The organism is Thioalkalivibrio sp. ALE12 (genome assembly GCF_000381105.1).
GTDB lineage: Bacteria > Pseudomonadota > Gammaproteobacteria > Ectothiorhodospirales > Ectothiorhodospiraceae > Thioalkalivibrio.
Genome location: NZ_KB905910.1, coordinates 112,290 through 129,841 on the forward strand (window position 1 = coordinate 112,290; position 17,552 = coordinate 129,841).

Sequence of the window (17,552 nt, forward strand, 5' to 3'; positions counted from 1 at the left end):
CATCCCATCGGCCAGAGGGCTGGCCTCCTACGGGGCCGAGCCCCCGTGGGAGCCTGCTTGCAGGCGAATGCCCCTGCCAAAGTCGGACGCGGGCAGGGGCTTCGCCTGCAAGCAGGCTCCTACGCGTCGGGGTGCTCGTCGAGGACCTCCGCAATCGCGCGGATGCGTTCGCGCTGCAATGCCTCGCCCAGGGCCTTGCCCTTGTAGCCCTCAGCCATCAGGGCCTGCGGTTGCACGGCCTGCGCGGCGGCCACCGCGCGGCGTACGGCATCGGTCTGCGGGTAGGGCTTGTCTTCCCAGCCGGTGCGCCCGCGGAAATCCGCCTCCACCGCGAGCAGGAAGGGCTCGACGTTCTCCGGGCGGCGCAGGGCGTCCAGTCCGTCCACCAGCTTCATCACGGTCTTCGGGCGCAGTTCGAACACGCGATGGACCAGACCGTGGTAGCGCGCCACGCGCACCGCAAGGTCGCGGTAGCGGTTGGGGATGCGCAGGCGCTCGGCCAGGGCGCGGATCAGGTCCACGCCGCGCTCCTCGTGCCCGTGGTGACTGGGCAGGATGTCGGGGTCGGTGGTGCCCTTCCCGAGGTCGTGCACCAGCGCGGCGAAGCGCACCTCCGGGGCGTCGGACAGGCGGGTCGCCTGGTCCAGGACCATCAGCGTATGCACGCCGGTGTCGATCTCCGGATGGTAGCGCTCGGGCTGGGGTACGCCGAACAGCCGCTCGATCTCCGGGAACAGGATGGCGAGTGCGCCGGCCTCGCGCAGTACCTCGAGGAAGCGCCGCGGGGCCGGGCTCTTCAGGGCCTTCTCGCATTCTGCCCAGACGCGCTCGGGGACCAAAGCGTCGACCTCGCCGGAGGTGACGAGCTCGCGCATCAGGGTCAGCGTGTCGGGGGCCACCTGGAAGCCCCAGGGCGCGAGCTGGGCGGCGAACCGGGCCACCCGCAGCAGACGTACCGGATCTTCGGCAAAGGCCGGGGAAACGTGGCGCAGCCATCGGGCTTCCAGATCTTCCCGTCCGCCATAGGGGTCGATCAGGCGGCCGTCGGTGTCCTCGGCCATCGCGTTGATGGTGAGATCGCGGCGTTCGAGGTCGTCCTCCAGGGTCACCTCGGGCGAGGCATTGAACTGGAAGCCGTGGTAGCCGCGCGCGGTCTTGCGCTCGGTGCGCGCCAGCGCGTATTCCTCGTGGGTCTCGGGGTGCAGGAAGACCGGGAAGTCGCGTCCGACCGCGCGAAAGCCCGCGGCCTCCATCGCCTCCGGCGTGGCACCGACGACGACGTAGTCGCGTTCCGTGAACGGGCGTCCCAGCAGGCGGTCGCGAACCGCACCGCCGACGAGATAGGTCTGCATGGCGGCCCCGGGTTCGCGATCCGGGTCAGCCGCGGCCCGATCCGCGGTTGAGAGTACGCAGTTGCTGCATCCGAGCCTCACGCCCGGCGCCGCCGCCACCCAGATAGCTGGGGGCAATGGATTCGAGCCGGGTCGGGCAGGGCAGTTGCTGCTCGCCGTCGCAGATCGAGTCGATGGTAAGCGAGGCGAAGTTGTCGCGCGACAACGGTTTGCCGGGCACGAATTCGAGCACGCTGGCCTGCAGCTTGCCGGCCCAGTCGGGCAGGCCGATCACCGGGCGCCGGTGACCGGAGACGCGTCCGACGTAGCGCACCAGCTCGGCCAGGGTGTAGGTCTTCGGGCCGCACAGCTCGAAGCCCTGGCCGAAGGTGTCGTGGTCTTCCAGGGCCTCGACGAAGTGCTCCGCCACGTCGCCCACGAACACCGGGGCGAAACGCGCCCGGGCGCGGGCCAGGGGCATCATCGGCGAGAACTTCAGCAAAGTCGCGAAGCGGTTCAGGAAGGAATCCTCGGGGCCGAAGATCACCGACGGGCGAAAAACCGTGACCGCCAGGGATTCGCTGGCGAATACCGCCTGTTCCGCCGCGCCTTTGCTGCGCAGGTAGTGGCTGGGGGCGTCGTCCATGTCCGCCTTGAGCGCGCTCATCTGCAGGAAGCGGCGCACGCCCTGGGCCTCGGCGGCCGCCAGGGCCTTCTCGGTCAGCTCGGTATGGGCGGTGCGGAAACCGGCGCCGCTGTGCCCGCGCTCGTTGAGGATGCCGACCAGGTTGATCACCGCGTCCTGCCCCGCGAACACGCGCTCCAGGGTGGCGGGGTCATGGGCGCTGCCTTCGACCAGATCCACCTCGGGGTTGACCAGGAGATCGCGGTGGCGATGCGGACGGCGGGACAGCACGCGGACCTTCAGGCCGCGATCAATCAGTCGGCGAATGATGTGGTGGCCGACGAAGCCCGTGCCGCCCAGCAGGCAGACATTGCGAATCGAATCGATCGACATGGTGGCAAGGTCCTTCCGAAAGCGAATGCGGGACGTCTTATACTCGGGTGACCTGCATTGTTCAAACAAGCCCGTATTTCGGGCCCTGACGCCGAGGCACCGATATGCCCGAACTGACTGCGATCAATCCTGCCACCGGCGAGACCCTCGCGCGCTACCCGCGCATGAACGAGGAAGCGCTGGAGGCCGCATTGTCTCGTGCCGCGAGCGCGGCGCCGGACTGGGCGGCGCGCCCCGTGACGGAGCGCGCCGCGCGCCTGCGCGATCTGGCCGGCGTGCTGCGCGAGGAACGCGAGACCCTGGCGACCACTGCCACACAGGAGATGGGCAAGCGCCTGGCCGAGGCGCGGGCCGAGGTCGACAAGTGTGCCGCCGCCTGCGAGTACTACGCTGAACACGGCCCGGATTACCTGCAGGACACCATGATCGCCTCGGACGCGAGCCGCTCGTTCATTGCCTGGCAGCCGCTGGGGACCGTGCTGCTGGTGATGCCCTGGAATTTTCCCTACTGGCAGGCCTTTCGCCAGGCGATCCCGGCCACGCTGGCCGGCAACACCGTACTGCTCAAACATGCCTCTAACGTTCCTGGCTGCGCCGAACACCTGGAGCGGGTGTTCCTGGCGGCCGGGTTCCCCGAGGGCGTGTTCCGCAATCTGCCGGTGGGCTCCGACGCGGTGGAAGGCATCATCACCGATACCCGCGTGCAGGGCGTCAGCCTGACCGGATCCGAGGGGGCCGGCCGCGCGGTTGGGGCGGCTGCAGGCAAGGCGCTGAAATCCTCGGTGCTGGAGCTGGGCGGGTCGGATGCCTTTGTGGTGCTGGCCGACGCGGACCTTGACCATACAGTCGAGCAGGCGGTGCGGGGGCGCTTCCAGAACAACGGCGAGACCTGCATCGCCGCCAAGCGCTTCATCGTGGAGGAGGCCATCGCGGATGCCTTCGTGGAGCGCTTCCGGGCCGCCATCGAGGCCCTGGCCATCGGCGACCCGATGGACGAGGGCACGAACATCGGCCCGCTGGCGCGCGACGACCTGCGCAGTGAGCTGCACGATCAGGTCACCCGCAGCGTGGCCGCCGGGGCCCGCCTGGTCGCCGGCGGCGCGCCGCGTGTCGGCGCCGGCTACTTCTACCCGCCGACCCTGCTGGATGGCGTGGAACCCGGCATGCCGGCCTTCGACGAGGAGACCTTCGGCCCGGTTGCAGCGGTCACCCGGGCGCGCGACGCGGACCATGCCGTCGAGCTCGCCAACCGCTCGCGCTTCGGCCTGGGCGGGAGCGTCTGGACCGCCGACCCGGCCCGCGGCGAGGCGCTGGCCCGGCGGCTGGAATGCGGCTGCGCCTTCGTCAACGGCATCGTCAAGAGCGACCCGCGCCTGCCGTTCGGCGGCGTGAAGGACTCCGGCTACGGCCGCGAACTCTCCGAACTCGGCATCCGCGAGTTCCAGAACGCCAAGACCATCTGGGTCGCTTGATTTGCCCCGCCCGGGGGAGGATCCGCGTCTCCCTAGTGGGCCGGCGCGGTCCTCGGCCGTGCGCGGTAGAGGCCCAGTTCGAGCCGGTTGTGGGGGTCGGCCTGATCACGCTTGGCGATGATGCGGGCGACCAGGGGCTCGTCGCGGTCGAGGAGGTCGGCGGCGAGCTGGTTCTGTTCGCGCGGCAGGTAGCCGAGCTGGTGGTCGATCCAGTCGATGGCAACGGCCTTGTCATCGTGCGGGTTCAGCCGCTCGCGGCGCAGGGTCAGGGCCTGGCCGCGCTTCAACGCATTCCACAGCTTCGGGGCGTCGTGGTGGCGGTAGCCGGCCAGCGGGATGGTCTGCAGCAGTTCCTCGGTGGTGGCGGTGGCGTTGTAGCGGCCGCGCTGGGCGTAGTAGCCGCGCAGTACGGGGGTGCGGCGAGCCTGGCGGTTGGGGGTGTTCGATTGCATGGTCGCGCTCCATCTGGGGGGTTGCGACCTTTGTAGCACCGGGGGTGGCTCACAGAATGAGCCACCCCGGCTAATCGTGTCTTGCGGGCCCCGGGGCGGCCTCCCAGTGCACGGGGTCGCCCCGCCGGATGGTGCCCGGCTCCAGTGGCCGCAGGCAGATGCCGCTGTCCTGGCGCAGGGCGCCGGCGAGGTTGTAGCCGACCACCTGGTTGAGCCAGCCGCAGGGCGGGCGCGGCCGTGTGATGGCAAAACGCACAACACCGATGCGCAAGGTTCCCGCGCGCGGGCTGCGCCGGAGGCCGCTGACCACGAGGTTGCGGCGGTGGTCGCCGGGCGTCGGGGTCGCGGGCTGGCGCAGGCGCCGCGCCCGCCGTGTGGCGCGGTCCAGCTCGGCGCTGCAGATCAGGGTGACGGGGCAGGACTCCACCGTGTGCCAGTGGCCCTGCCCGGTGGCGTAGCGGTCACCGGTCAGGCCCGCTTCGGTAACCTCCACGGCGGCGCAATCGTGCATGGGGGTGCCGGCCCGATCGGCGATCCAGATCGCTTCCAGCCGGCCGGAGACGGTGGCGGCCTTGCGGCGGGCCAGCCAGCGGCGCAGCATCAGGACGAAGCCGCGTATTGCGCAGCGGCCTCGCGCAGCGTGGTGGCGACACGGGTGCGCAGGCTTTCGGGGGCCAGGACCTCGACCCCGGGACCGTGGCGCAGGATCTCCTGGATCAGCTCGGTGGGATCCCCGAAGGGCACCCGCAGGTGGTAGTGGTCGCCCTCGAAGTGGCCGGTCTGGTCCGGGTGCCAGGTCTCGTCCGCGACCCAGCGGGCGTGTTCCGGGGTGAAGCGCAGCACCGCCCATTCCTGTGCGGGGCCGGTGAAGATGCCGAAGGCCGCGCCGGTGTGGGCATCCAGGGTCGCTTCGTCGATGTCGTGGTAGGGGCCATCGGTCGCCCGGGTGGACCGGATGCGTTCCAGCGCGAAGGTGCGCAGGGCCCGGGCCTTTTCGCACCAGGCGATCAGGTACCAGTTGTCGCGGTAGTACAGCAGTCGCTGGGGATGCACGTCGCGTTGGGTGGCGGAGTCGCGGGCACGGCCGTGGTACTCGATCGCGATCGGCTGTTCGTCCAGGGTCGCGGCGGCTACGGCCTGAAAGCCGTCGCTGCGGTTGCCACGCTGGGCCAGGGGCTGGATGCGGATGCGGCGGCGCACGGCGTCCGGCTGGTGCCCGCCGCTGGCGAGCAGCTCCCGGATACGCTCCTTCAATGGCCCCAGTGTGGGTGCCAGCAGACCCGGCTGCACGTCCTCCAGGAGCTGCTCCATGGTCAGGAGCGCGAGCAATTCGGATTCGTTGAACCATAGCCCCGGCAGCTCGAAGGCCGGGACATCCTGTGCGTAGCGGTAGCCGTTGGCCTCCGCGTCGTACTCGATCGGTGCCTGCATGAAGTCGCGCATGTACTCGAGGTCGCGCTTGATGGTCGCGCGCGAGACCTCGAGCGCCTCCATCAGGTGCGCCAGCGACGGCGGCTGGCGCGCCTGGAGCAGGCGGTGCAGATGGAAGATCCGCTCGGCGCGGTTCACGAAGTCAATGCAGGGGTGGACATTTCCGGAACGCTACGTGGAGAACCTGCCCCTTGGCAATGTCACGGTGATTTTTCGTCGGCTGCGCCGCCCCCGGCACACGTCCTTTGCTCGAGCAGCGGCGGGTTCGTGATCGCGAGACTCTCCGTTCGTCGGGTCCGAGACGGCTTTACGGGCGCCGCGCAGCGAATCGGGCGCCCAGGGCCAGCGCCGTGTTGACCAGGACGAGTACCGGCGCGAAGGGCTGGTCCAGCGGCAGGCTGACGCTCCAGGCGATCAGGAAGCCCGCGAGGGCCAGGGTCTGGGCCCACAGGAACAATCCGCGCAGATTGCGTGCGAGATAGGCGGCACCCCAGGCGGGCAGGAGCAGCGTGGCGAGGGCGGCGGGCAGCCCCAGCACCATGCTGCCCAGCACCACCGCGGCCACCAGCCAGGCGATCTCCGAGAGGCGCAGCCACGCATGCGGGCTGCGCGTGGCGGGGACGTCGGGCGCGAGCTGCGCGTGTCGCCAGACGTGGTACAGCCCGGGCGCGAGCACGAGGCTGGCTAACCCGAGCGCGACCACCGCCCATAGTTCGCGAGGGCCGGCGAAATACAGCTGGCCCTCGGCCCAGGCGGCTGCGGCGAGGCTGGCCTGCGCGAAATTGGCGGCCAGCAATGTCACCGCCGCCAGTCCGGCCAGAAAAACGGCCAGCGGCAGGCGCTCGCGGTCGGGGCTGCGTTGCAAAAGGGCCATCACTGCGGCACCGAGTGCCAGGGCCACGGGCAGTACCGGCCAGTGCACGACCGACGCCAGGACGCCCCCGGCCGCGGCCCACTGCCCGAGCGCCAGGGCCTGCCAGACCGACCCGCGCAGGAACAGGCCGGCCCCGGCCAGGGCGAGGACGCCTGTGATCAGCAGTCCGGAGACAAACGGTTCGAACAGCAGGTCACCGAGCATCGAGGTAGTCCGTCAATGGATGGCTCTCGACCCCGACGGCCTGCAGGAACTCGTCGTCGTGGCTGGTCATCACCAGTGTCGTAGCGGCCGGGAGGGAGGCAATCAGGTCGACCGCATCGCCGCGCACCTCGGCGTCGAGGTGGTTGGCGGGCTCGTCCAGAAGGACCAGGCGTTCCCCCGGTGGCCGGTCGGTGCTGCTGTACAGGGCCGCGGCCAGGCGCAGCAACTGCCACTGGCCGCCACTCAGGCGGTCGAGGCGACGATCCAGCAAGGCCTGCACCCGGGGTTGATCGGGCGGGGTGGCGCCCATCGCCCGGAACCAGTCGTGACCGCACAAGGGCCAGGGGTCCCGCCGGGGGTGGTCCTGCGCCAGCAGGCTGACACGCGTCGCGGGGCCAAGCTGCAGGGTGCCTGCGTGGACCCGAGCCTGGCCGGTCACGGCCTTCAGCAGCAGCGACTTGCCGATGCCGTTCGGGCCGGTCAAGGCCCATCGGGCCCCTGTGGGTACCTTGAGGGATAGCGGGCCCAGCACCGGACGATCAAAGCCGAGGTGTGCGGCCTGTGCGTGCAGGGCGGTTTGAGGGGGCATGCGGACTCGAAATCGTTGGAGGAGCCTGAATGATATCGGGCCCGGAAAGCATTTTCCGGGCCCGATCGTGAGGAAGATGTTTCGCCCTGGGTTAGCGTTGGGGCAGCGTTTGCGCCCAGGTGGTCATCAGGTCCAGGTACCCATCCAGGCTGGAGTCGGCCGGCGGATCCAGAGGGACCGCATGGCTCGGCCAGCCCAGGTTGCGTTCGAGGAATTCGGCGCCGCGCGGCGGCTGGAATTCGGCGTACAGGACGGTGCCCTCGGTGCCTTCGAGATCACTGACCAGGCTGCGCAGGTGGCGCGCGGTGGGCGGGATGCCCGGGGCCGGCTCCAGGTAGCCGACGATCTCGACCGGCAGCCACTCTTCCAGATAGTCGAGGTCCTCGTGGTAGACCACGATGCGCTGCTCCGGCATGACCTGCTCGGCCAGTGCCTCGGCGTGCGCGCGCAGGCGGTCGGCGGTGCGTTCCGCTCGCTCCATGAAGCTGTCGGCATGGTCCGGACGCAGTTCGCCCATGCGCTGGCCCAGCGCGAGGGCGAGTTCGGCCATGCGCAGCGGGTCGGCGTTGAAGTGCGGGTTCCCCTCTTCATGCACGTGCCCCATGTTCGGGCCATCCATGGTGATGGAGCGGCGCAGCTCGATCATGTCCGCAGCTCGGAAGTGCCCCGGCTGCCCGGAATTGATGGCACGGTTGCTGGCACCCCGCTGCGCGGCCGGCAGCCAGCCCTCTTCCAGGCCGGCGCCGAGTTCCAGCAGCATGTCGGCTCGGCGCAGGGCCGCCATGAAGCTGGGGCGGGCATCGAGATAGTGTGCATCACGGTCCGGTGGCGCGAGTACGCGGACTTCGGCCTGGTCGCCGCCAATTTCGCGGGCCAGGGCGCCGAGGCTGGAGGTGGTGGCGACGACGTTAAGACCGGCCGCGGCCTGGGCGGGCGCCAGGACCAGCGCGGTCAGGGTAAGGGCGGCGATGGAAATCAGCCACCGGGTGCTGCGGGTGCGAGTCTTGCGAAAGAACATGCGGGACTCCTTGGGGGATATGGTGTGCTAGCACGGTACCGATGCCGGCCGGATTGGCCGACACGGGCGGAAGCGAGCGGGCCCGGGCGGGCCCGCGCGAGTGGGCATCAGAAGCGATGGGCGCCGTGGGCGCCGAGGGCCACGTTCAGCTGCAGCATGAACTCCAGCCCGCGGTCGCGGTGGCCGTCGTCATCGATGAAGTCATTCTGCGACAGCTGGGCGCGCAGGAACACCGGCTCCACCGGGCGGAAAGTGACCTGGGCGGAGTGGCGATAGGAGGTACCGAAGGAGTCGCCGTCGCCGCGGCCGACGTCGTTGGTCAGGCCAAGGGCCTCGGCGCGAAGACCGGCCTCCCAGCGCGGGGCAAAGCCGTAGACGCCCTGGACGTAGATACCGTCCTGCTTGTTCTTGAAGCTTTGCTCGTTGCGCACGAAACCCACGGGGCCATTGCCGTCTGCCTCGAAGTTCACGTCACGGCGGTCGACGTCGATTTCGCGGTAGAAGTACTCGCCCTGCAGCCGCCAGTCGCCATGGCCGTAGGCGCGCCCGGCGCTGTACTTGTAGACGGCATCCAGGCCGGCGAACCAGGCGCTGCCGTCCCAGTCCTCGAAGCGGGTGGAGTGCTCGTCCGTCACCTGATAGCTGCGGGCGTAGCCACCGGAGACGCCGAACTGCGCGGCGTGGTCAGGGCCAAGATCCGGGCCGAACTTGGCGAAGGCGGTGACCAGGCGCGGGCCGGAGCGGTCCCGAAGAATGCGTTCCTGACCGTTGAGCGCCGACTGACTACCCTCGTAGTTGGCGATCCCGCTGGTTTCGCCCTGCAGCAGTTCCACCCCGAGTTGGGTGTAGGCCTCGGTCGGTGCGACCCAGGTGGCCTGGACGCCGGTTTCCTGGAGGCCGTGGTCGCCGAAGATGTACTCGTTTACCAGCGGACGGTCGACGAAGTCCCAGTCGTGGCCGTGGCGGCTGTTGATGTACCCGATATCGGACAGGAACTTACCGGCCTTGATCTGGAAGCCGCCGGGCAGGGCGCGGGTAGTCAGGTAGGCCTCTTCGACTTCGATGTCGCTGTCGTCGAAGCCGAGCATCAGCACGCCGTCGAACAGGTCGCCCAGGTTGGCCTGGAAGACCAGCTCGCTGTGGCCCAGGTTGAATCCGTCGTCGAAGCCATGATCGTGTCCGTGGTCGTGACCATGGCCGTGGTCGTGGCCATCGTCGAAGCCGGCGGGTTCGTCGATCCCGTGCGAGAGTTCGTTGTAGTAGACGCCTTCCAGGATCAGCGAAACGTCCAGACCCCAGGAACGGTCTTCGGACTGGGCGCTCCATTGCGCGGCAGCGGCCCCGGGGGCGGCGAGGGTCAGGGCGGTGAGTCCGGCAAGGACGGGGCGGGCGTATGGGGCGCGGGACATGTCGATCTCCTTGTTGCACGGCAGACTGCAGCCAGGATCAGTGGGTCCGCCGATGGAGGTGAGTTGTTATAGCGTAACGTCAAGACATGAACGTTATACAATAACACCCCTGGATTCAACCCCGTTCCAGCCAGTCAGTTTGTGGCGGATCGGTCTCGGGGGAGGCCCGCGCGGGCGAACGCCGCGCGCCAGGGCTCCAGCTTTTCGGTCAGGCTCAGGCGGGCATTGGCGGGGCTGGTGGAGGGCAGCCGCAGGGCCTCGACGCCCAGGGCGCGGGTCTCGCGGATGCGCCGCGCGCTCTCGGCGCCGTTGTGGATGATCACGCGCAGGCCCGGGGCCTCGCGGGTCAGGCGGGCCAGATCGTTGGGGACCGGTTCGCGGATGGCGCTGTCCAGGCTCCCCTCGCGCGAGCAGGCCCCGTAGACGTCCCAGAGGCCCACGCCGTGGTCGAGCAGGCGCTGGATGCGCTCCGGGTAGTCCAACTCCGGGAAGGGTTCGCCGAGGATCTGCCCGGCAATGGGCCAGAACTGGTTGCGCGGGTGGGCGTAGTAGGCCCGGGCCTCCAGCGACGCCACGCCGGGAAAGCTACCCAGCACGACCAGTCGGGTATCCGCTCGCAGGATCGGTGGGAACGCTTCAAGGGTGGCTGAGCCAGCGGTCACAGGAAGGTGGAGCAAGCGGGCTGAGAGGGTGGGGCGGTGTCAGGCGCGGTCCTGCTGACTCCGACGGCAGTCGCCGCACTGGCCGTGCAGTTCCACCATGCGCGACTCGATAGCGAAGTCCTGTACCTCGGCCTCCTCTTCCAGTGCGCGGCTGGCCGGTTCCGGGGTGTGGAACTCGGTGATCTGGCCGCAGCCGTCGCAGATCATCAGCGCGGATTCGTGGCGCTCCCCGGGATGCGAGCAGGCGACGAATCCATTGAGGCTCTCGATGCGGTGGATCAGCCCCTGCTCCAGCAGGAAGGCCAGGGTGCGGTAGACCGTCGGCGGCTTGATGCTGTGATCGTCGGAGGACAGGGCGTGGATCAGGTCGTAGGCCTTGATCACGCCCTCGGTGCGCAGGATCTGTTCGAGGATGCGCCGGCGCTGCTCGGTCAGGCGCGCACCCTGGCGGGCACAGACGCGTTCGGCGTCGGCAAGGGCCTGTTCGATGTCCGGCGTCTGGGTCTCGGCGGCGGCAGTCATGCGCCTAGCATAGCCCAAACACTCATCGCGTCCGTAACCGCCCCGGGCATCAGGCGGGTTCGGCATCGGCCGCGGGCTCCGGGTCGGGCTGTTCGGGGCGCGTGGCGTTGGGACGGGCGAAGATCTCGGCGGACCAGCGGGCGCGGTCGGCCGCCGGTTCGGTCTCGCGCGCCACCATGTGCGCGTCCACGGCGGTGATCCGGTGGTCCAGGCCCTCGCCATTGGCGATCTGGATGGCGAGCCCCGGGCGAGCATTGAGCTCCAGGATCAGCGGTCCGCGGTCGGCGTCGATGACCACGTCCACTCCCAGGTAGCCGAGCTGGCTCAGCTCGAAGCAGCCCGCGGCGAGCTCCATCAGCTGGCCCCAGTCAGGAATCTGCAGACCGACGATGCTCTGCTCGCTGTCAGGGTGTTCGCGGCAGGGCTTGTTGTAGCGCACCCCGCCGATGGTCCGGCCGGAGCCCAGGTCGATGCCCGTGCCGACCGCGCCCTGGTGCAGGTTGGCCTTGCCGTCGGAGTCCTGGGTCGGCAGGCGCATCATCGCCATGACCGGGTAGCCGCGATAGACGACCGTGCGGATGTCCGGCACGCCCCGGTGCGAGACCGCGTCGAACACCGAGGAAAAACGCACCCGCTGTTCGATCATGGCGACGTCCGGGCGCCCGCCCAGGCTGTACATCCCTGACAGGATGTTGGAGATGTGGTCGTCCAGCTCGCTCAGCTCCATGGCGCGGCCGCCCGCCCGCCGCGGCCGGTCGCCGCGCCAGCCCTCGATCACCAGGATGCCGTCGCCCGCGGCGCCATGCGCTGGCTTGATCACAAAGCCGTCTTCGTAGTCCCGCAGCTGGCGGCGTACGTCGCGGATCTGGCGGTGGGTGCGCACGACCCCGTAGAGATCGGGCACTGACAAGCCGGCATCCAGCGCCAGTTTTTTGGTCTGCAGCTTGTCGTCCACCCGCGGGTAGAAGCGCCGGGAGTTCCAGGCCGCGATGTAGCGGGCATTGCGGGCGTTCATGCCCACGATGCCCTGTTCCTTCAGCAGCTTCGGGCGCACGAAGCGCGGGAACCAGGCCGGCATCAGTCGGGCCTCCGCATCGCGTCCTGGATACGGCCGAAGCGGAACAGTTCCGTCAGGCGGTAGCCGGTGTAACGCCCGAGCAGCAGGGTCACGGCCAGCAGCACCAGCAGCAGTTCCGGGAACACGAACAGCAGGTGCTCCAGCTGCCGGTTGGCCATCAGGCCGTAGGCGGCGGCCGCCACGACCAGGCTGCCGATGCCCTGGGTAATGGCGTCGGCCGGCCCGTGCTCCTCCCATACGACCGACATGCGCTCGATGGTCATGGCGAGGATGACCATGGGGAACAGCGACAGCGCCAGGGCCCGTTCGAAGCCCAGCTGATGCGACAGCACGCTGATCCCGAGCATCAGCATGATGACCACGCTGACGACCGCCGCCAGACGGGGCACCAGGAGCAGCCGCAGGTGCTCCAGGTAGAAGCGCACGGCCAGGCCCAGTGCGACGATCAGGGTGAACAGGATGATCCCGGCCAGCAGCTGGGTTTCGCGGAAGGACAGCGCGATCAGCACCGGCATGAAGGTGCCGAAGGTCTGGATGCCGATCACGTTGCGCAGGAACACGATGATCATCGCACCCAGGGGCACCATCAGCAGCACGCGGTAGGTGTTCTGCGTGCCCAGCGGCAGGTTCAGGGTGGAGAAGTCGAGGATGCGGGTGTCCAGGGTGTCGCCGAAGCGCTGGATGGTCGCCAGGGCATCCTGGACCCCGCGCGACACCGCGAACCGGACCTCGGCGGCCTCGCCATTGGATACCTCGAGCAGCGGGGCGCTGCCGTGCGACCAGACGACTACGTCCGCGGGATACTCGATCTCGCCGGTCTCCGGGTCGATGGGGACCCAGCGCCGGGTGTTGTGGACCTCCAGCCAGGTCTGCGGCTCGATGTCGCGGCGGCCATCGACCAGCCGGAGGGCCGTCACCTGGCGCGCGGGGATCCGCGCGGTGGCCAGCAGTTCGATCAGGGTCTCGGTGCGGCGCGTGCGGTTGTCGTCGCTCTCGATGAACACCGCCGCGTTGGATGCGGGGGCGGCGTTGGCGAGGTCATTGACCAGCACCGAGGCAAAGCTCTGGATATCCGAGGAACGGCCGCGCACGTCGTCGATCAGGGCTTCGGCGGCGGAACGGAAGGGCTCGGTCCAGTCGGGCACGGCCACCGGCCCGGGGTACTCCGACTCGGAGCGGTCGTTGCCGTCGCGATAGAGCGTGGCGCGGTAGTAGAGAACCTGTTCACCGCGTGGCTGGCGGGTGGTCCACTGGGCCAGGCGATCCTCGGCCTGGGTAATGGAGTTCAGGCCGTAGCCGCGCGAGACGAAGCCTTCGTCCAGGATCGAGAAATTGGGCAGGCGATGCGGGATGCGCAGTTCCACCGTGGCTGCGCCGCCGGTGGGCTGATAGCGCACCCGCGCCTCCACCTGCCAGGTCTCGGCGGTGGCATCCGGCTGCAGGGGCATGCCCAGTGCGCTGACCTTGTAGGCGAAGACCCCGAGCCCGACCGCGCTCAGCAGCACGATCAGGATCGGCAGGTGAAAGCGCTTCACTGGTCATCCGCCGCGCAGTCGGGCGCGCGCAGGTGTTTCTCGCCGGAATCGACCAGGATATGGCCGGCCATGTGGCTGCGACCGATCAGGGCCTGATAGGTCAGTGCCGTGCGGTCGATCAGGCTGGTGTCGGCGGTCAGGAGCTGGTTGCCAATGCAGAACTCCATGCGCACGACCGGGCGCTCCTGCGACTCGCCGCTGTGGCGCCGGATACGGACGATCCGTTCGATCGGGCGCTCGAGGGTGATGCGGGCGTCCTCGTCTTCCGGATCGATGATCTCGAAGCGGATCCAGTCCTCGCCGTCCTTTTCGAAGCGTTCCTTGTTCAGCGCGTTCAGGGAGGAGGAGGTCGCACCCGTGTCCATGCGTGCCTCCAGTACGACGTCTTCCTCGACGATCTGTATGTCCTCCACCGTGCCCAGGATGGCCATGGACGGGCCCGATTCGTGGGCCGCGGCGGATTGCGCGAGGAACGCCAAGCCGAGCAGCATGGTCGGCAGGATGGAGTGGGTTAAGCTGGAACGACGGGCGGCTGGGGCAGTCACGCAGTCTCCTGAAGGTTACAAAACATCGAATTCTAGCTGATCATAGTGGTTCACCCCTGTTAAGGGGTTCACAAACCCGCGGCCGTCTTCGTGCCGGCCGGTCACCGCAGTCCAGGAGTCGCCATGCACTGGGTAGTCGATCTCGCCGACCTGACCATGAACGATGTCGCGAAGGTGGGCGGCAAGAATGCGTCTCTGGGGGAGCTGCTCGGACAGCTGGGCGCGGCCGGGGTGCGCGTGCCGGGCGGGTTTGCCACCACCGCGGATGCCTATCGCGCCCTGCTGGCGAAGGATAGTCTGGATGAACGGATCAAGGCGCGCCTGGCGGATCTGGATATCGACGACATCGAGGCGCTGCGCGCCGCCGGGCGCGAGGTGCGCGGCTGGATCGAGCAGGCCGAACTGCCGGCCGAGCTGGAACAGGCGGTGCGCGAACACTACGCGCAACTGGGGGACGAGGTCCCGGTAGCGGTGCGCTCCTCGGCGACCGCCGAGGACCTGCCCGAGGCCTCGTTCGCCGGACAGCAGGAGACCTTTCTCAATGTGCGCGGCATCGACGCCCTGCTGCAGCGGCTGCGCGAGTGTTTCGCCAGCCTGTACAACGACCGCGCCATTGCCTATCGCGTGCACAACGGTTTCGCTCATGACGAAGTCGCGCTGTCGGCCGGTATCCAGCGCATGGTGCGCTCCGACGTCGGCGCCAGCGGCGTGATCTTCACGCTGGATACCGAGAGCGGCTTTCGTGATGCGGTGTTCATTACCGGGGCCTGGGGCCTCGGCGAGACGGTGGTGCAGGGCGCGGTGAATCCCGACGAGTATCAGGTCTACAAGCCGGCGCTGGCGGCCGGCAAGCGCGCCATCATCGGCCGCACCCTCGGCACCAAGGCGGTGCGCATGGTGCTGACCGGGGATGGCACGCGCACCGAGGACACCCCGGAGGACCTGCGCCAGCGCTTCTGCCTGTCGGATGCCGACGCCGAGCAGCTCGGGCGCTTTGCGGTGGCGATCGAGCAGCACTACGGCCGGCCGATGGACATCGAGTGGGCGCAGGACGGAGAGACCGGCGAGCTGTTTATCGTGCAGGCGCGCCCGGAGACCGTGGAGAGTCGCGTCGAGTTGGGCGCGGGCGAGCGCTACGAACTGGCGCCGCACGAGGCGGAGCCGCTGGTTACGGGCCGGGCGATCGGCGCGAAGATCGGGGCCGGCGTGGTGCGCGTGCTGGATTCCCCGGATGCCATGCACACCATGGAGGAGGGCGACATCCTGGTCGCGGACATGACCGATCCCGACTGGGAACCGATCATGAAGCGCTCCGCCGCGATCGTCACCAACCGCGGCGGGCGTACCTGCCACGCGGCGATCATCGCCCGCGAGATGGGCATCCCGGCGGTAGTGGGCTGCGGCAATGCGACCGAGGTGCTCTCCGACGGGATGCAGGCGACCGTCTCCTGCGCCGAGGGGGATGATGGTCACGTGTATCCGGGCACACTCGAGTACACGGTGAAGAAGACCGACATCGGCGAACTGCCGAAGCTGCCGGTCAAACTGATGCTGAACGTGGCCAACCCGGGTCGTGCCTATGCCTTCTCGCAGCTTCCGCATGCCGGGATCGGCCTGGCGCGGCTGGAGTTCATCATCAACGGCACCATCGGGGTGCACCCGCTGGCGCTTCTGGACTACGCCGAGGACCCGGGCCGCCTGGACCCCGAGGTCCAGGAGCGCATTGCCGAGCGTCTGCGCGGGTTCGACGACGGCCCGCGCGAGTTCTTTGTGCGCAAGCTGTCCGAGGGCATCGCGACGCTGGCGGCGGCCTTCGCGCCGGAGCCGGTGATCGTGCGGTTGTCCGACTTCAAGTCCAACGAGTACGCCCACCTGATCGGGGGGCGCGGCTACGAGCCGCAGGAAGAAAACCCCATGCTCGGCTTTCGCGGGGCTTCGCGCTACCGCTCGGAGACCTTCCGTCCGGCCTTCGCGATGGAGTGCGAGGCCCTGCGGCGGGTGCGCGACGACATGGGCCTGGACAACGTGCAGATCATGGTCCCGTTCGTGCGCACCCTGACCGAGGCCGAGGACGTGATCCGGGTGCTGGACGAGGAGGGGCTGCGCCGCGGCGAGAACGGCCTGAAGGTCGTGATGATGTGCGAGATCCCCTCCAACGCGCTGCTGGCGGCGCGTTTTCTCGAGCATTTCGACGGCTTCTCCATCGGCTCCAACGATCTGACCCAGCTGACCCTGGGAGTGGACCGCGACTCCGGACTGGTGGCGGAGTCGTTCGACGAGCGCGACGATGCGGTGAAGGCGCTTCTGAGTATGGCCATCCGGGCCGCCCGTCGCGCCGACAAGTACGTCGGTATCTGCGGCCAGGCCCCGTCCGACTATCCGGAGCTGGCGGCCTGGCTGATGAACGAGGGCATCGAGTCGCTGTCGCTGAACCCCGATTCGCTGTTGTCCACCTGGGAACAGCTCGCACAGGGGCGGGAGCCCGGTAATGGCTGATGCCGCCGCCCAGTGCCCGCAGGTCTACCTGGTTTCGGACGGGACCGGGATCACCGCGGAGACGCTGGCGCGCTCGCTGTTCACCCAGTTTCCGGATGTCGACCCGGCCTGGCACCGACTGCCATTCGTGCAGACCCCCGGCCGCCTGGCCGGCGTGTTCGCCCGGGCCGAGGCCGGTCCGCAGCCGGCCCTGGTGGTCGCTACCCTGGCGAATGCCGACCTGCGGGCCGACCTGCGCCATTGCCCGGTGCCGGTGATCGATGTCTTCGGCGAGCAGGTGGAGCGACTGGAGGGCCTGCTGGGGGTCGCGTCGCAGTCTGTGTCCGGACGGGCCCATGGCATGGGCGACGTCAGCCGCTACGACCGCCGCATCGAGGCGCTGAACTACACCCTGGCCCATGATGATGGCCTGGCCACTCAGGATCTGTCGGTCGCCGACGTCGTGCTGCTGGGGGCCTCGCGTTCCGGCAAGACACCCACCAGTCTCTATCTGGCGATGAACTACGCCCTTTTTGCCGCCAACTACCCGCTGGTCCCGGAGGACCTGCACCAGGGCGATATCCCGCACATGCCCGAAGGTCTGCGGGGGCTCGGCGGTCGACTGGTTGGCCTGACCATCACGCCACAGCGCCTGGCGCAGATTCGCGAGGGGCGCCGCCCCGACAGCCGCTACGCGAGTCTGGCGCAGTGCCGGGCGGAATGCGTGGCGATCCAGGAGTTCTTCGATACCTGGCGGATCCCGCACCTGGACGTGACCGAGCTGTCGATCGAGGAGATCGCCACCCGGGTGCGCGACTGCATGGATGCCCGCCGCGGCGGCTGAGCCGCGCCGGCAAGCCGCAGCGGACGCGTCACAGCTTGGCATCCCGTCGGGCTTGCCGGAGAATGGGCGCGGTTAACTCGCTGCACCGCAAGG

The 17,552-nt window shown here is 69.0% G+C and carries 17 protein-coding genes; 3 read left to right on the forward strand and 14 right to left on the reverse strand.

All coding sequences use genetic code 11. The annotated features are described in order from the left end of the window. Nucleotides 1-119: 119 nt before the first annotated feature. Nucleotides 120-1,352, reverse strand: a complete 1,233-nt coding sequence (locus tag F614_RS0110275; RefSeq protein WP_019558846.1) for a multifunctional CCA addition/repair protein — start codon at nucleotides 1,350-1,352, stop codon at nucleotides 120-122. A 25-nt stretch (nucleotides 1,353-1,377) separates the two neighbouring features. Continuing rightward, nucleotides 1,378-2,349, reverse strand: a complete 972-nt coding sequence (locus F614_RS0110280) for a complex I NDUFA9 subunit family protein (protein ID WP_019558847.1) — start codon at nucleotides 2,347-2,349, stop codon at nucleotides 1,378-1,380. A gap of 104 nt (nucleotides 2,350-2,453) precedes the next feature. Here F614_RS0110280 and F614_RS0110285 point away from each other — a divergent pair, with 104 nt between their 5' ends. Further along, nucleotides 2,454-3,821, forward strand: a complete 1,368-nt coding sequence (locus tag F614_RS0110285; RefSeq protein ID WP_019558848.1) for an NAD-dependent succinate-semialdehyde dehydrogenase — start codon at nucleotides 2,454-2,456, stop codon at nucleotides 3,819-3,821. 32 nt (nucleotides 3,822-3,853) lie between these two features. Here F614_RS0110285 and F614_RS0110290 read toward each other — a convergent pair whose 3' ends face one another. From F614_RS0110290 to F614_RS14000, 12 genes are all read right to left on the reverse strand, one after another. After that, nucleotides 3,854-4,273, reverse strand: coding sequence for an HIRAN domain-containing protein (locus F614_RS0110290; protein ID WP_018866684.1), 420 nt, complete (start codon nucleotides 4,271-4,273; stop codon nucleotides 3,854-3,856). A gap of 70 nt (nucleotides 4,274-4,343) precedes the next feature. Next, on the reverse strand, nucleotides 4,344-4,874 hold the full coding sequence (locus F614_RS0110295) for an MOSC domain-containing protein (RefSeq protein ID WP_018881860.1): 531 nt from the start codon (nucleotides 4,872-4,874) through the stop codon (nucleotides 4,344-4,346). Beyond that, a complete protein-coding gene (locus F614_RS0110300) occupies nucleotides 4,874-5,842 on the reverse strand; it encodes a YafY family protein (RefSeq protein WP_019558849.1) in 969 nt (322 codons plus the stop codon). The genes F614_RS0110295 and F614_RS0110300 overlap by 1 nt, the downstream gene beginning before the upstream one ends. Nucleotides 5,843-6,011: 169 nt before the next feature. Next, entirely contained in the window at nucleotides 6,012-6,782 is a 771-nt protein-coding gene (locus tag F614_RS0110305; RefSeq protein WP_019558850.1) for a metal ABC transporter permease, read from the reverse strand. After that, entirely contained in the window at nucleotides 6,772-7,371 is a 600-nt protein-coding gene (locus tag F614_RS0110310) for an ATP-binding cassette domain-containing protein (protein ID WP_026329849.1), read from the reverse strand. Before F614_RS0110310 ends, F614_RS0110305 begins: the two co-directional genes overlap by 11 nt. Nucleotides 7,372-7,462: 91 nt before the next feature. Next, nucleotides 7,463-8,389 (reverse strand): metal ABC transporter substrate-binding protein, encoded by a 927-nt coding sequence (locus tag F614_RS0110315; protein WP_019558852.1) that lies wholly within the window; start codon nucleotides 8,387-8,389, stop codon nucleotides 7,463-7,465. A gap of 107 nt (nucleotides 8,390-8,496) precedes the next feature. Next, nucleotides 8,497-9,798 (reverse strand): TonB-dependent receptor, encoded by a 1,302-nt coding sequence (locus F614_RS0110320; protein WP_018878496.1) that lies wholly within the window; start codon nucleotides 9,796-9,798, stop codon nucleotides 8,497-8,499. Between the two features lie 134 nt (nucleotides 9,799-9,932). Beyond that, the gene (locus tag F614_RS0110325) at nucleotides 9,933-10,460 is read right to left on the reverse strand and encodes a DNA-deoxyinosine glycosylase (protein WP_038037346.1); all 528 of its coding nucleotides are present in this window, start codon (nucleotides 10,458-10,460) and stop codon (nucleotides 9,933-9,935) included. A 39-nt stretch (nucleotides 10,461-10,499) separates the two neighbouring features. Continuing rightward, entirely contained in the window at nucleotides 10,500-10,982 is a 483-nt protein-coding gene (locus tag F614_RS0110330) for a Fur family transcriptional regulator (protein ID WP_018866697.1), read from the reverse strand. 49 nt (nucleotides 10,983-11,031) lie between these two features. Next, a complete protein-coding gene (locus tag F614_RS0110335) occupies nucleotides 11,032-12,060 on the reverse strand; it encodes an alpha-L-glutamate ligase-like protein (protein WP_018881857.1) in 1,029 nt (342 codons plus the stop codon). After that, nucleotides 12,060-13,595: an inactive transglutaminase family protein gene (locus F614_RS0110340; RefSeq protein ID WP_019558854.1), complete on the reverse strand. Its 1,536-nt coding sequence runs from the start codon at nucleotides 13,593-13,595 to the stop codon at nucleotides 12,060-12,062. Before F614_RS0110340 ends, F614_RS0110335 begins: the two co-directional genes overlap by 1 nt. Beyond that, nucleotides 13,592-14,140 carry an ATP-dependent zinc protease gene (locus F614_RS14000; RefSeq protein ID WP_019583378.1) on the reverse strand — a complete coding sequence of 183 codons (549 nt, stop codon included), beginning with the start codon at nucleotides 14,138-14,140 and terminating at the stop codon, nucleotides 13,592-13,594. The genes F614_RS0110340 and F614_RS14000 overlap by 4 nt, the downstream gene beginning before the upstream one ends. 123 nt (nucleotides 14,141-14,263) lie before the next feature. On the opposite strand from F614_RS14000, the gene ppsA reads away from it, so the two are divergent. Next, nucleotides 14,264-16,636: a phosphoenolpyruvate synthase gene (gene ppsA / locus F614_RS0110350; RefSeq protein ID WP_019558855.1), complete on the forward strand. Its 2,373-nt coding sequence runs from the start codon at nucleotides 14,264-14,266 to the stop codon at nucleotides 16,634-16,636. Beyond that, entirely contained in the window at nucleotides 16,629-17,459 is an 831-nt protein-coding gene (locus tag F614_RS0110355) for a pyruvate, water dikinase regulatory protein (RefSeq protein ID WP_018866702.1), read from the forward strand. The genes ppsA and F614_RS0110355 overlap by 8 nt, the downstream gene beginning before the upstream one ends. The last annotated feature ends 93 nt before the right edge of the window (nucleotides 17,460-17,552 follow it).